This window comes from Leptospira abararensis (assembly GCF_016918735.1).
GTDB classification, from domain to species: domain Bacteria; phylum Spirochaetota; class Leptospiria; order Leptospirales; family Leptospiraceae; genus Leptospira_A; species Leptospira_A abararensis.
In genome coordinates, this window is record NZ_JAFFPR010000042.1 from 60,526 (window position 1) to 74,667 (window position 14,142).

At 35.7% G+C, this 14,142-nt stretch carries 10 protein-coding genes; 7 read left to right on the forward strand and 3 right to left on the reverse strand.

The genetic code is table 11. The annotated features are described in order from the left end of the window. Positions 1-113 precede the first annotated feature (113 nt). The 6 genes from JWG40_RS12540 to JWG40_RS12565 are packed head-to-tail and all read left to right on the forward strand — an operon-like array spanning position 114 to position 10,344. Entirely contained in the window at positions 114-533 is a 420-nt protein-coding gene (locus JWG40_RS12540; RefSeq protein ID WP_205286137.1) for a hypothetical protein, read from the forward strand. Next, entirely contained in the window at positions 533-1,126 is a 594-nt protein-coding gene (locus tag JWG40_RS12545) for a tetratricopeptide repeat protein (protein WP_205286138.1), read from the forward strand. The genes JWG40_RS12540 and JWG40_RS12545 overlap by 1 nt, the downstream gene beginning before the upstream one ends. After that, complete coding sequence (locus JWG40_RS12550; RefSeq protein WP_205286139.1) at positions 1,126-2,703, forward strand: Ig-like domain-containing domain; 1,578 nt, start codon at positions 1,126-1,128, stop codon at positions 2,701-2,703. Before JWG40_RS12545 ends, JWG40_RS12550 begins: the two co-directional genes overlap by 1 nt. Beyond that, positions 2,693-4,249: an Ig-like domain-containing domain gene (locus JWG40_RS12555; protein ID WP_205286140.1), complete on the forward strand. Its 1,557-nt coding sequence runs from the start codon at positions 2,693-2,695 to the stop codon at positions 4,247-4,249. The genes JWG40_RS12550 and JWG40_RS12555 overlap by 11 nt, the downstream gene beginning before the upstream one ends. Further along, positions 4,249-7,305: an efflux RND transporter permease subunit gene (locus tag JWG40_RS12560; RefSeq protein ID WP_205286141.1), complete on the forward strand. Its 3,057-nt coding sequence runs from the start codon at positions 4,249-4,251 to the stop codon at positions 7,303-7,305. The genes JWG40_RS12555 and JWG40_RS12560 overlap by 1 nt, the downstream gene beginning before the upstream one ends. Further along, entirely contained in the window at positions 7,306-10,344 is a 3,039-nt protein-coding gene (locus tag JWG40_RS12565; RefSeq protein WP_205286142.1) for an efflux RND transporter permease subunit, read from the forward strand. It begins immediately after the preceding gene. Here the strand turns inward: JWG40_RS12565 and JWG40_RS12570 are convergent. Genes JWG40_RS12570 through JWG40_RS12580 form a run of 3 tightly spaced genes read right to left on the reverse strand, consistent with a single transcriptional unit; the run spans position 10,306 to position 13,549 of the window. Beyond that, positions 10,306-11,655 carry an efflux RND transporter periplasmic adaptor subunit gene (locus tag JWG40_RS12570; RefSeq protein WP_205286143.1) on the reverse strand — a complete coding sequence of 450 codons (1,350 nt, stop codon included), beginning with the start codon at positions 11,653-11,655 and terminating at the stop codon, positions 10,306-10,308. The two genes, JWG40_RS12565 and JWG40_RS12570, sit on opposite strands and share 39 nt — an antisense overlap. Continuing rightward, on the reverse strand, positions 11,645-13,021 hold the full coding sequence (locus JWG40_RS12575) for a TolC family protein (protein ID WP_205286144.1): 1,377 nt from the start codon (positions 13,019-13,021) through the stop codon (positions 11,645-11,647). Before JWG40_RS12575 ends, JWG40_RS12570 begins: the two co-directional genes overlap by 11 nt. A gap of 36 nt (positions 13,022-13,057) precedes the next feature. After that, positions 13,058-13,549 carry a hypothetical protein gene (locus tag JWG40_RS12580; RefSeq protein WP_205286145.1) on the reverse strand — a complete coding sequence of 164 codons (492 nt, stop codon included), beginning with the start codon at positions 13,547-13,549 and terminating at the stop codon, positions 13,058-13,060. A gap of 238 nt (positions 13,550-13,787) precedes the next feature. Between JWG40_RS12580 and JWG40_RS12585 the strand changes: the two genes are divergently transcribed. Further along, the coding region (locus JWG40_RS12585) for a hypothetical protein (protein WP_205286146.1) at positions 13,788-14,142 on the forward strand (355 nt) is incomplete at its 3' end.

Sequence of the window (14,142 nt, forward strand, 5' to 3'; positions counted from 1 at the left end):
AAGGTTTTGCCGAAAGTATTCTTAGCGAAAGGGTCGGCGAGCCGGCTTTGTTTTTGATAGGTGAGAAAAAATTTTCCAAAGACGCATATAAAGATTATGTACGGAACTTAAGATTGTACTTTGAAAAAAAGCCTCCTTTATTTGAACCCGAGGAAGCGAGACTTTATCTTGAGAATTATATCAATGAGTCGATTCTGTTATCAGAAGCCATAGGTGATGTCGACTTCTCCAGCAAGGCTTTTAAAGAATATATAAAACCTTATTTAGTTAAGGGAATCTTGGACTTCTATATTTTTGAAAAAACAGGTGGTTTGAAAGTTTCTGATGAAATTGCAAACGAAACTGAAATGGTAGCAAAATTAAAAGAAGCGGGAATTTTAAAAAAAGAAAATCTTACTGAATCTGAAAAGGTAGTTCTAAAAGAATTTCTCTATTGGAGAAAGTTAGAGTTATCTGCAAAAAACAGAGCAGAAGAAGCAAAGGTTATTTTAGCGAAAATTAAACAGCGAAGTAAGGTTACAATAATCCCCTGATGAGTACTAAAATATATCGTACACTTTTTATTTTATTGTTTTTGGTATTAAACTGCAAGAATCGAGAGGATGCAATTTCTTTATATGCAAAAGGCGTTGATTTTTACTCAAAGAAGAGTTTAGAGAAAGCTTTAGTTGAATTTTCAGGTGCAGTAAAAGCAGACAATAGTTTTGTTTCAGCCCGACTGATGAAAGGCAAAACCGAGTATTATCTCGGGAAACACGAAAATGCTGCTGAGACGTTTCAGGATATTTTAGATGATTTTCCAGGAAACGCCACTTCCCTTACTTGGCTTGGCAAAATATACATGTTAGATTCATCCAAACGTGATGATGCTAAACAAAAATTATCTTTAGCCATACAATTAGATGATAATCAAATAGATGCTCATTATTATTTAGGCAAGTTGTTTGAGCAAGAAGGGAATGTGAAAGATGCGTTGATTCAATACTCGCATGGAATCGAAATTGCAAAGAGATCAGATAAAATAAAAAGAGATCTTAATGAAATTTATCGAAATGCGGGTTTGAGTGGAACATCTGACGCAAAAGAATCTACTGCTGAAGTAAGTAAAAAACCAAAAAGAAAGTAATGAAAACGACGCTTACTTTTATTTTCAGCTTTGCTATTTTGTTTTTACAGTGTAGCAAGATACCAAATGAGGCAGATATATTAGGGTTACTTGGTGCTCAGGTAGAGGATGGCTTTGTTTATCCGAAAGTACTTTTTATTAATCCTGCATCGGAAGCAAATCAAGTTCAAGTTAGTTCTCCTATCATGATAGATTTTTCAAAACCGATGGATCGATCATTAGTTGAATCAGCCATTAGCGTATCTGCGCCCGGTGGGAATACTTCATTCACACCGTCTTGGGTTTTTGATACTCGATTGATCTTAAACTTTTCTGCTGGGTTAACACAAGGTAAGAAATACGAAATTAGTTTAAACGCAAGTAGTACAAAAGATAAAGATGGAAATAGAATGGCTAAGAATTTTATTTCTAGTTTTTATACTATCGGTGCTGGCGGAGCTCCCACTGTGGTCGCAACAAACCCTCCGTTAAGTGGGGAGTTACAATTAGGTTGGCCTGTTAATTCTGATTTAGTGGTTCAATTTTCCCAACCAATGGATCCAGTCAGTACAAATAATGCTGTAACCATTGAAGGAGCAAGTGCTCTTTTCACTCCGATTTGGGATGCTAGTTTTCGCGAGTTGACCTTAAGACTTAAGTCACCATTAAATCTAGGGGCGACCTATCGATTGCGTGTAAACGTAAATGCAAAAAGTGCACTTGGCATTTCACTTGATAAAGAATATCTAGTGGCCTTTTCCACAGCAACAACATTAGAAGTGCCAACGATTGAGGTCACTCCTTTCCCGCCGCCGCCAGTATTGCCCTGGGGAACACTGAATCCAGATCCGTTTATTAACTCTTTTCAGGGTGTTTCTAAGTTTGATATATTTAGATTTAATTTTTCCACTCCGATGACGATTAAAAATATCAATGGGGAAATTCGGTTTACACCCAGTATTAATGGGCATTTCGAATGGGAGAATAGCCAACTTTTAAAATTTATACCTTCCTCACCTTTAACAACAGGACAACAATATCGTTTGTCCATTGCTCGCGATTTCACTAGTGCGAGTGGGGTAGGGATGAACCAATCGCACACAATTGATTTTACAGTAAATGACCCCTTGACAAGTGCGAACATAACTCCGATCCAAATTCTCGGTAAATCGTTTACTGCGCCACCAGATTGTTTTTTAATCGATGCACCAGTGGATTTAACGATTAATATACCTACCAGTCTAACTAGTCCTTATGAGTTTAGGCCAAGGTATACTTGTCCGACTCAATATAAGGTCGAAATAATTCTTCAAACAGCTGGAGGGGTAGGATTAAAGCTGACAGGGGACAATAATTTACTCAATGCAATTAGTGTTACTTATCTTTCGGGTGGCCCTGTCACCTCTAGCATTTTTATCCAGCAAGTAGAGCATGATCCAACTGGACCAAATCCGAAGCGAATCAAGGTAACGTTAGGCGGAATCTCTGGAAACCTAGTTAGGTATATTTTTAAAATCGCTGGAGGGGTCAGTGGCGTACATGATCTAAATGAAAATCACTTACCGAATGATTTGGAGTTTATTTTCTATGGTAACTAGATTATTTGTTATTTTCATTTTGGTTTTCGAAATATCTTGTAGTCAGTTATTGGATAATGCAGAAGGGCCTTTGGATTTTTTACCGGCAACTTCGCTTTTACCAGCTTCGACTCCTCCAAGGATCCTTCTAGCAGATCCAGCGGATGGTTCGCTCGGGATCTCCCCTGATACAAAAATATCTATTTTATTTTCAGAAGGTATGAATAAGGAGTTCACTCAATCCGCTTTTAGTTTGATTCGAGACGGGTCGGCTGTTGGTGGAACTTTTGCTTGGTTTGAAAACTTGATGGTATTTTCTCCGAACAATAGGTTATCAGATCCAGGAATGTATATTTTTAGTATCGGAAAGTCAAAAGCTGAGTCTGCCGGTGGAGTGAATTTACTTGATGATTATAGATCGCGATTTAGTTACTCAACGGATTTAAACAAACCAAAAGTCACCCAAACCATCCCAGCCAATGGAAATGTAGGAGTTTCTCCCAATTCCTTAATTACAGTTCAATTTGACAAACCTATGGACAAGTTATCTGTGTTTGGTGCCGTTTCGTTAAGCCCATCCGTAGAATTTGACATTCCCAATACCGTGATTTCAAATAATGACCAAACATTTCAATTCATTCCGAAATACCCACTTAATTTTGGAACTGTTTACTCACTGAATGTTTCCACTACGGCTCGTGATAAAAGTGGCAATGATCTTGCTTCGGCGGAAAATGTAGTATTTACTGTTGGGGATGATTTGGTAGCGCCGGACTTAATTTCAATTTCAACGCTTTCGGTTCCCAATTTTGTTGCTAACGAAATATTAGTGGAATCGGGTTTCAATCGCAATGATGTTTTTACTTTAGTATTTAATGAACCAGTCCAACCAATTCCCTTGGCTGGTGCGATTAGAATCACACCTTCTAAGAATTATAATCTAAGCCAAATTTCTCCAACAAACTTTGAAATTCGGTTTTTGGAACCTTTAGATCCAGTTACAATCTATAATTTAACAATAAGTGATGCAGTCGTGGATTTTCAGAACAATCGATTGAGGAAGTCATATAATTTTAATATACGAACATTTGGAACTACCACACGAAAGATGCTTGTAGAAGGCATCTATAAGAGTCCTAGTTTTGCACTTATAGACAAATTGGAAAGTAATCAGATCAATGGACTTTCTACTGCTAGTTGTCCTCCAGGAAATGAATGTGATCAAAATTTGTACATTAGGTTTTGCTATGCTACTGAAGACAACAGTGCTTGTGATAATGTGCTACCAGGAGTAGGTCAAATTCTATTAACATCTTTGCGTCTTACAATCAATCGTGAATTTGGCTCGGCGAGTGGAGCTTGCCAGGAATACTTTACGAATCCGGTCGATGCCACCCCCGTCATTGATGCTCCAAACATCACTGCTTTTGGTACCGTTGCCAAATGTTTAGACAAAGGTTCTACTTACTCCATAACGGTTAAGGGTGGAAGTTCTGGGATTAGAGACAATCATGGGAACATAATGGATTCAGACCAAACCATTTTAGTCCGATTCCCTTCCATATAATGGTAAAGTATTTTCTCCGCAAAACGGTTACTACCACTGTCTGCTTAGTTTTCATCCTTGGCATTGGAGCGATCAGTTTTTCTAAACTTAAGATTGAGTTATTTCCAAATATCACAATCCCAACGATTACCATTCTAACTACTTATCCAAATGCTTCTATTGAAGAGATGGAGTTACTTGTTTCAAAACCGATAGAAGAAGTAGTGGCTTCTGCCGAAGGAGTGGATGAAACCTTTTCGGAAACATTAGAGGGGATGTCCATTGTAAAGGTACGATTTCGTTGGGGAACTGATGTGGATCTCGCAACTGTACTCATTCGGGAAAAGTTAGATCTAGTAAAAGGTGCTTTGCCGATTGATGTCAAAAAGCCGATTGTTTTAAAGTTTGACCCCAATGACAAACCAATTGTCCGAATAGTTGCCTTTCCTAAATCGAGCGATTTTAAAACCCTTCGCAATTTTATAAAGAAAAACCTCATTCCTATATTTGAAAAAACTGACGGTGTCGCTACGATCACTTTATCGGGTGGGTTAGAAAGAAGAATATTGGTCGAATTGGACGCAAATCGAATGAAGTCCTATTCAGTCACCCCGAATGAAATCCAAAGACAAATTGCATCTAACAATGAAAATATTCCTTCAGGAAATATCATTAGAGGTGAAGATGAAGTCACTGTTCGGACTATGGGCGCATTTTTGAATGTTGGTGAAATAGAAAATCTTATTCTCAAAACATCTGAAGCAGGGGCTCCGGTTTATCTCAATAGTGTTGCAAGTGTTAAGGATTCGTTTAAAGACCAAACAAGCATTTGTCGTAGAAATCTTTCTGAATGTATATTAGTTGATATTCGCAAAGAATCTGGGAAAAATACCGTTGAAGTCGCCAAAAATGTTCACGAAGTAGTGAGTGAAATCAATGATCGATTTTCCGATGTATTGGAGCTGGAAATCGTCGAAGACAGATCTGATTTGATTTTGTCTTCAGTGAGTGATGTTGCAAGTTCCATTATTCTTTCGGTTGTGATTTGTTTTATAATACTCACAATTTTCACTGGCTCTTGGGTAGAGGCCATCCTTATTACTTTTTCAGTCCCAACTTCTATATTAGTTTCTTTTATTTGTATGCACTTCATTGGGCAATCTTTGAATTTAATGTCGTTAGGTGGTCTTGCGGTAGGTGTCGGATTGATGGTCGATTCATCAATCGTGGTTTTAGAATCCATTCATAAGGAAAAAAAGAACTCAAAAGATGAGCATTTGGCAATTGAAATTGGGGCTTCCAAGATTGCCTTTGCCTTAGTCATTTCGAATTTAACTTCTATAGTTGTTTTTCTACCAAATTTTTATCTCAATGGGTTGGAAGGAATCATCTTTAAAGATTTTGCACTAAGTGTTTGTATATGTTTAGCTTCCTCTCTAATGGTCTCTTTAGTTTTTCTACCATTTTTTAATAAAATGATTTCATCAAAATTCAAAAATAACGATCGCTTGGTGAATTTAAGTAAAAAATTAATCATTAAGATTGAAGCAACATACATATTCTTTTTAAAAGCCTTTTTGGAAAAACCAAAAATTGTTGTTATGATTGCCTTTGGCTCCCTCGTATTTGCGGGATTACTTGCTTCGGTTATTTCAGTAAATCTAATGCCCAAAGTTCAAAGGTTGGATTTAAATATTAAACTTACTTTGCCAAACGGTACTCGGATTCAAAAAACTTCAGATGTAGTTGAGAGCATCGAGAAACTGGCCATTCTGATTGATGAAAATGCCGATGTTCTTGCGAAATTAGGTTTTGAACAAAAAGAATTAACTATGTTTCCAACTTCTGAGTTTGGATTAAATCGTGCAGAAATTTTCTTTAGATTCAGTAGTTTTTCAAAAAAAGACAAGTTCATCGAAAGATTGAAAGAGATGGATGATGAAATGCAAAAAATAAAAATCATATCATCATCTGATATTTTATCGGAAGTGTTGCCATTTTCTTTTGAGCAGGTTTCAGTTGTTGTTACAGGCGGGAACTACATTGACATCAATGCAGAAATCTTAAAGCTAAAAAACAAACTTAAAGAAACTTTTAATTCCAAAGAAATTCAAACTTCTTTCGACCAAGAGCTAAATGAGGTGCGAATTACATTTGATAGAAATCGATTAGCTTCCTTTGGGCTAAGAACTTCAGATGTTGGTGATTCCTTGAAGACAATAGTCAAAGGCGATGAAACCATTTTTTATAAAGTAAAAGATGAGGAAATTCCGATCCTCATTCGGTCTGGGCAAGAGGGTAGAACTGGTATTGATAGGTTAAAAGATATTCATTTTGAAGTTGATGAAAATAAATTTGTTCCGCTAAAGGATTTTGCATTTATCGAATCTAGAAAATCTAGTCGCATTCTTAATCGCCAGAATGGCAAACGAATTGGATTTCTTGCTATGGAAATCGAAGACCAAAGTATTTCAAGCGCGTATAATAAAGTTGGAGATATCGTTGGCGTAGGGAATTTAAATGAAAATGGGACTTCCATCTCTTTTGGTGAAAACAAAAAGATTTTGGATGTTGCTGTAAATGGATTAGCTATTGCATTATTGTTTTCCATAATTTTAGTTTATATGACTCTTGCTGCCGCAATGGAGAGTTTTTTACTCCCTTTGTTAATCTTGTTTTCCATTTTTTTAGCAGCATTTGGAGTGGTTGCTTCTCTTTTCATCTTTAATGAATCCATCAACATGATGTCACTCCTTGGGTCCATTCTGTTAGCGGGAATTGTTGTTAATAATGCAATCCTTATCGTCGAGTTTTACAGAGACGAAAAACTAAAATATAATAGCACCGAAAAGTTGATTATTGAAGGGGCAAAAGATCGTTTAATCCCAATTCTTACGACCACACTGACCTCGATTCTAGGTCTACTACCTTTGTTATTTTCCTTTAGCGGCTCTACTTCTCAAAGATCTTTAGCAGCATCCATTTTTGGCGGGTTAATATTTTCAACTGCCATTAGCTTATTTTTCATACCTATTATCAGTAAGGTTATGATCGAAAAAGGTTTAATGGAGAAATAGTTGGACAATCTCCTTGTAATCATTGTTAAAAGAAAAATAACAGTGACAATGTTCGTTGCTGCTTCTGTAGGTTTTGGCATTGCTTCCTACAGAAACTTAAAATACGAATTAATGCCAAAAAAAGAGTCAAATATTCTTTCTATTATAACTCGCTTTCCTGGAAATTCACCTAGCCGAATCGAGGAATTAATTACAAAACCAATAGAGAAACAAATTGTTGGGGTCGGTGGTGTTGAAAAAATTCTGTCGAGTTCAGAAGAGGGTGAATCAAAAATTACAATCTTCTTCAATTCCCAAGAGCCTATAAAATACAAATCTGTTGAATTGAAATCAAAAGTTGAATTGGTAAGGTATAATTTTCCAAGAGAAGTAGAGGAACCTTATGTAGTCAGGTTCAATCCTGAAGATAAACCTGTTTTTACAATCAGGTTAACTTCTAAATTGTTAAGCCTTAAAGAATTGCGCGAAATTTCAGAAAAAAAATTAAAAACTATTCTAGAGAGAGTTCCTGGAGTGGGGGAAGTAATAGTCATTGGTGGTAGGTATAGAGAAATTCGAGTTGATGTAGATAAAGGACGATTGTTATCGACCGGGTTAACTCCGAGCAACGTCATGGACGAAATTAGAAATATCAATCGGGATATCTACTTAGGAAAGTTAATCAATTCGCCAGAGAACGAAGATGAGTTGAGATTAAAAAATAGAGTGGAGTCAATACAGGAGTTACGCAATATAAATTTTGTTGTTGGTAAGTCAAAAAAAGTTGTTCGCATAACTGACGTAAGTGAAATATATGATGGCGAAAGGGATTTATCTGACTTAAGTAGAGAAAAAGGAGCCGAAAACGTAAGTATCCAGATAAAAAAAAATAGCAGTGCAAATATTCTAGAAGTTTGCAGGATTTTAGAGCAAGAAGTAACAAATTTTGAATATCCTAACATTACATTCGATATTGCATACAATCAATCTAAGTATATATCTGCAGCATTAGATTCAGTTTCTTCATCGGGCTTGGTGGGGGCTTTAGCCTGCAGTATTATAGTTTTTTTATTCTTAAAGGACCTACGATATACTATCATCATATCCATTACAATACCAATCGCAGTAATATTATCTTTCGTTATTCTTGATTCGCTTCAGAAATCATTGAACATAATGACTCTCGCAGGTCTTGCTCTCGGAGTAGGGGTTCTAATTGATAGCTCGATTGTGGTCATTGAGCGAATTAATTCAAATATTTCCAATAAAGTTTCTGACCCAATTTTCACTGCCATTGAAGAGTTATGGAAAGAACTCCTTGCATCTTCTGTGACCAATATCATTGTTTTTATTCCATTGTTATATGCCTCTGCAGATTTTAAGAATAATTTTTTGGATCTTGCAACTTCTATTACGGCTTGTATCTTAATTGCATATTTTTTATCTCTCATCTTTGTTCCGATGTTATGCAGTGTAGTTCCAGAAAAATGGAATTTCATCAATGCAGGTTTCGTAGAATCAAAATTGAATTCTTTAGCCTTCGTTGAATTCTTAAAAACGAAATTTAGTTTTCGACCTTCTTTTCCAAAATTAAAAATCGTACCTTTGAAAACAATGTCTTTGTTTGCCCTTATTTCCTTGGGGTTTGTTTTTATGTTTTTTATTCGAAAAGAGTATGTCGATTTTGCTGGAAGTCGTGAAATCATGGGAAGTGTTGAGTTACCAACAGGAACAAATCTAGAAGCGACTAGTAGAAGTGTTAAATTAATAGAGGAATTAATTTCAAAAAACCCTTTCGTCGAAAAGGTGTCTACAAAGGTTGAAAAATGGCACGCTGATTTATCAATTAAGTTAAAAAAAGATCTCGATGGCAATTCACCCGAAGACATAAAAAAGCAGCTAAGAAGTACTACAGATGAGATCAAAGGAGTTTTTGTTTATTATATAGATGCAAATGCTTTCGGTTCTAACAAAGAATTGGATATAGATATTATTGGTGATGATCTTGATGAACTAAAAAATCTTTCGAAACAAATTGCAGAATCGATGAAAGAACTCAAGGAAACCGATCAAGTTGTATTTCGATTCAGAGATGGCAAAGAAGAAATTCAGTTAAATTTACATCAGGATAAAGTTGCGTTAGCTGGCCTAACAAATCAATTTATTTCAGATTTTGCGCGTACTGCGTTACAGGGATCAATCCCCACTAAGATCTTTGATCGTGATAGAGAAGTTGATATACGTGTTCGGTTTCGAGCAGATGATAGGAAGTCCGTTGATGATCTTACTTATTCTCTCATACCAGTTAATGATTCTAAAATTTCGCTAATTGATTTATTAGAGCTCAAACGAACCAAAGCCGATACTCGGATTAATCGAAAAAATAAAAGGAGAATGGTTACCATAACGGCAAATTTTAAGGATATCAGTTTGTCGGAGTATGCAGAGAAGGCTGAGACAAAGTTAAAAGCATTCCCTTTCCCGCAGAATTATTATTATGATTTAGGTGATGCTGTGAAAAAACTTAGGAAAAATCAAATGGAAATGTTTGGTTTTATTTTATTTGCCATTGGATTAATTTATGGTACACTCGCTATTTTATTTCAATCTTTACGAATCAGTTTCCCGATTATGTTAATGGTACCAATCAATATTTCGGCAACTACTTTCTTTCTTTTTATCTTTGGTCAGACTTATAATGTATCAACTTACATAGGTTTTATTCTATTAGCTGGTTTATCAATTAACAATGCAATTATGATTATTGAAAATGCGTTAAGAAACGAAAGCTCAACTCCGTTCGCAGAGAAAATGAAAATCGCTGTGATCAATCGGAAGAGAGCAATGCGGATGACCACTTTAACCACTATTTTTGCGTTAATTCCAGGAATATTTGGCTCCAATGAGGGTTCTGAATTTTGGCGCCCCATGTCATTAGCTGTTATATTCGGAATGAGCTTTAGTTATGTATCAGCGATTGAAATTTTTCCATCTCTTGCAAATTTCTTTATTAACTTTAAACTATTGATCCCAAGGTTGGCCATCAGAAAGTCCGTTTAAATTCCCGAGTATAATACTATCTCCTTCATTCAAAGGACCTGTGATTAAAAACTTATCACCTTCATTTGAAATGACAGTCACTTCTTTACTAAAGGCAAGTTTGTCTTTATTGACTATATAAACTTTTCCTGTTTTTTTATCTTCTGATAGAAGGATTCCATTGTTTGGAATTATAAAACCGTCATCGGGAAGAGTATAATGGAATTCTCCTCGAGCAAACATACCGGGTTTCAATTTTTTTCCTTCATTTTTAAATTCAACTTTGATCTCTGCTGTCCTACTTTGGGCATCAAGAATTGGTGATACAATTGCAATTTTACCTTTAAATTTTTTGTCCTTTCCCAACGCATCGATTGAAAATTCCATATATTTACCTTCTTGGAATTTAGGTATATCTGCTTCGCTGACAGGAAAGGTTAAAAAGACTTCTGAATCATCCACTAAAACAAATACTGGAGTGCCTTCTTTAGTTGTCTCACCTACGTACAAACTTCTTACAGCAATTTTCCCATCCAATGGAGAGAGTAGGGTGGATTCTTTAATCAATAATTTGGTGGTTTCGATATTTGCTTGAGTTGCTCTTAGGTTTGCAATTGCCATGTCAAGCTCTGCTTTTTCTACAATGGTATTATAATCAACAAATGCCTCGCGAAGTGCGTCTGGATTAGTTGGAACTTTGAATCCATTTTTTTTGAGATCTTCCGGTCTATAACCCACCTGAATCGAAAGTAAGTTCTTTTGCGCTTTGAAATATGCAGTTTCGGCTGATACCATTGCTGTTTCAACACCTTTGAGTTCTGTTTCCGATACTCCGCCAATTTCAAATAGATCTTTTTTGTTGTTTAGAGTTCTTTTTAAATTTTCAAGATTTGCTTTTGCCTCTGCTTCTTCAGCTCTCGCCTTTTCAATATTTGCGACTTCTTTTTCAATTCTTTGTCTGGCTTGAATGTATTTTGCTCTTGTTAAATCTATCTGTTTATTTTGGACTTCAACAGAAGCCTCATCTTTTTTTAACTGCAGTTCTAGGTTTAACGTTTCTACTTTCGCTAAGGCTTCACCTTTACTTACTTTTTGACCTTGTTCTTTGAATATTTTTTCAATTCTTCCTATAACTTTGGAACTTACCTCTGCCTTATTTTTATGAGACACAGTACCCAATAAATTTATGGTTAATTCCTTGTCCGATTGTTCTAGAGTGTAAACTGACCTATTGGTAGTTTTCTTTTTTTTTGCAGCCTCATTTTTATTGTCAGAACAAAAATTGATTATAAGTAAACTAAATGCTAAAATGATCTTTAAATTATTCTTCATCTTTTCCTTTTTTTTGCATAATTAAATTTAATGAGTCCAAACTAGCTCCTACAGCCATTTCTAATTGAGATACCGAGAGTAGAAATTGTACTCGAGTATTAATTTTTGCTTTTTGAGCCTCAAGGTAAAATATTTCCGTTTCTGCTAAATCTACACGTCGAACTTCGCCAATTTCAACTTGACGTTGTTTGATTTTCAAACGTTTATCAAAAGAATCTGCGTTTTCATCAGCAAGAAGCATTGATTCCCAGCTAACATTATAATTATGTAATGCCTTATGTACTTCGATTCGAATAATATCATCCAATTGTCGTCTTGTAATTTTTGCTTGTTCAGCAGCAATTCCAGATTGGGCTATTTTACGTTTGTATTGTAAGTTGTCATAAATTCCAACTGTTGTGGAGGAGGTTAGTGCCCGATCAGTATCCTGATTTCTAGAAATATAGTTTGAAGTGTCCTGAACAGTATTTGCCCCTAATGCCATGCTCATTTTAAAATTGAAACCATATTCTCTTTGTCTGGGCTCATATCTATCACCGGCTGAAGCATAATAACTTCCGACGGAGAAGGTTGGTATATAATAAGATTTCGCAATTTCATGTTCCGATAAAGCTTGTAATTCTGCAGCTTTTGTTCTATCGAATTCGACTCTCGAACGAAACGCTAGATCTACCAAGTCTTTTTCTGATATTGTTTTGAATTTAAAGTCATACCCATCTTCGATCCTATCCTTTAGGATGACTTCGGAAATACTAGGCAACCTTAATAGAATTTTAAACTCTTCTAATCCCGTGCTATATGCAATTTCAGTCCGTTTATGTTGAAGTAGGATTTCGTTCAAACGGTTTGCAATTTGTAGAACTTGAACTTCTGTTGTATCACCTAATTTAAGTTCTCTCTGTGCAAACTTAAGTTGTTCTTTTTGTCGTTCGATAGACCTTTCTTGCAGTTCTAATTGAGCTTTATTGCTAAGAATTGTATAATATCCGTTTCTAGTTTTAAACTTCAGATCGTTGATTGAAAGGAGCAAATCATATTTGGAAAGATCTAAATCATGCATTGCCGCTTGCAGGGCTAATCTTCTTCTACCTCCATCATAAATCACCTGATCTAAGTTTAGGGAAACACGTTGGGATCGACTATCAGCTTCGTTTTCAACAACATTGGAGTTTCTAAACCATGAAACGGATGCGGTCGGAAAATAGTTTCTCCAGTTTTCGTTTACGATTAATCCTTTGATTCTTTGTTGGCTTCCGAGTAATCGTAGTTCTGGAGAGTTTTCTATTGCAACGTCTTCTGATTTTTTCACATCAAGATATAGTTTTTCCCCAGATTGAGAATAAACTACAAAAATCGGAATAATCATTAAACAGAATATTCTTCTAAACATGAAAAACTAAAGTTACTTTTTTAGAAACCCAAACCATTTCTCGGAATAAGAGAGATAGTTTTGAGCAATTTTGTCAGCGATGAGGGAGGCATAAATTTGGTTCACTTCAAAATCACTTGTAGAATAAAAAGAACCAATGATGCATTCACCAACTAAAGTTCCATCGATTGAATAAATCTTAATTATGATCCCCGTGGTAAAATCAGGATCGATAACATTACCCAGATCTTTCTCATAAATATAACCGTCGATCAACAACTCACCTTGTTGTTGGGACAGTAATTCCCTAATAGTTTCTTTTGGCAGTTCGTTAGGTTTCTCTGGAGTAAAAATATTTACTTCTGGTTTATTGGTTGCGTTTGCGTTTGTTACCTGCGAAATCAGGTCTTCTTTGGCAATTTCTACATTTGCCCCTTTTTTGATTAAGAAATACCTTAAATTTTCAGTTAAATTGTCTCTTGACGCACTTATATAAGTCGTTGGCTTTTGGTTGATTCGCCTCAAGATGAACTTTTGCGTTTTACCAAATTTCCCACTGCTGAAATCTGTAGTCGAGACATCAGTTCTAAGAGTCCTATAGTTTTTACGGATCGTTGAACAGCTAATGAAAAATAAAAGAGAAAATAATACTATTGTTGAAAAATTGTTTAGTCTTTGGCCCATTGGGTAAAATACCTGAATTGATTATCGGCTAACTTCCGTACTTTATGAAATAAAAATATTTGCCGAGGATATAAGTGTTATGCGCACATTAATTTATGTTATAGCAATATCCATAATATTTGGAAATTGTACATTAAAAGACGACGAACAAACGGATGATCAAATATTAAGAACTCTTGTATCTGAATATGCGACTGCATCTGCATCCTCTGCCCGTGAAGGTGCTGGATCAGGCAAAAATTACCGAATTGGGGGTAATATTGCTGGATTAAATGGGGTTATTTTTTTGCAAAACAACGCAGCAGAACAAGCGCCATTCAATATAAGTGGAAGATTTTTCTTTCCTCAAAGTTATCCTGACGGCACCAACTATGTAATTACTGTGTCAACAAAACCATCGACTCAGACCTGTACGATGAGTAATGGCTTTGGTC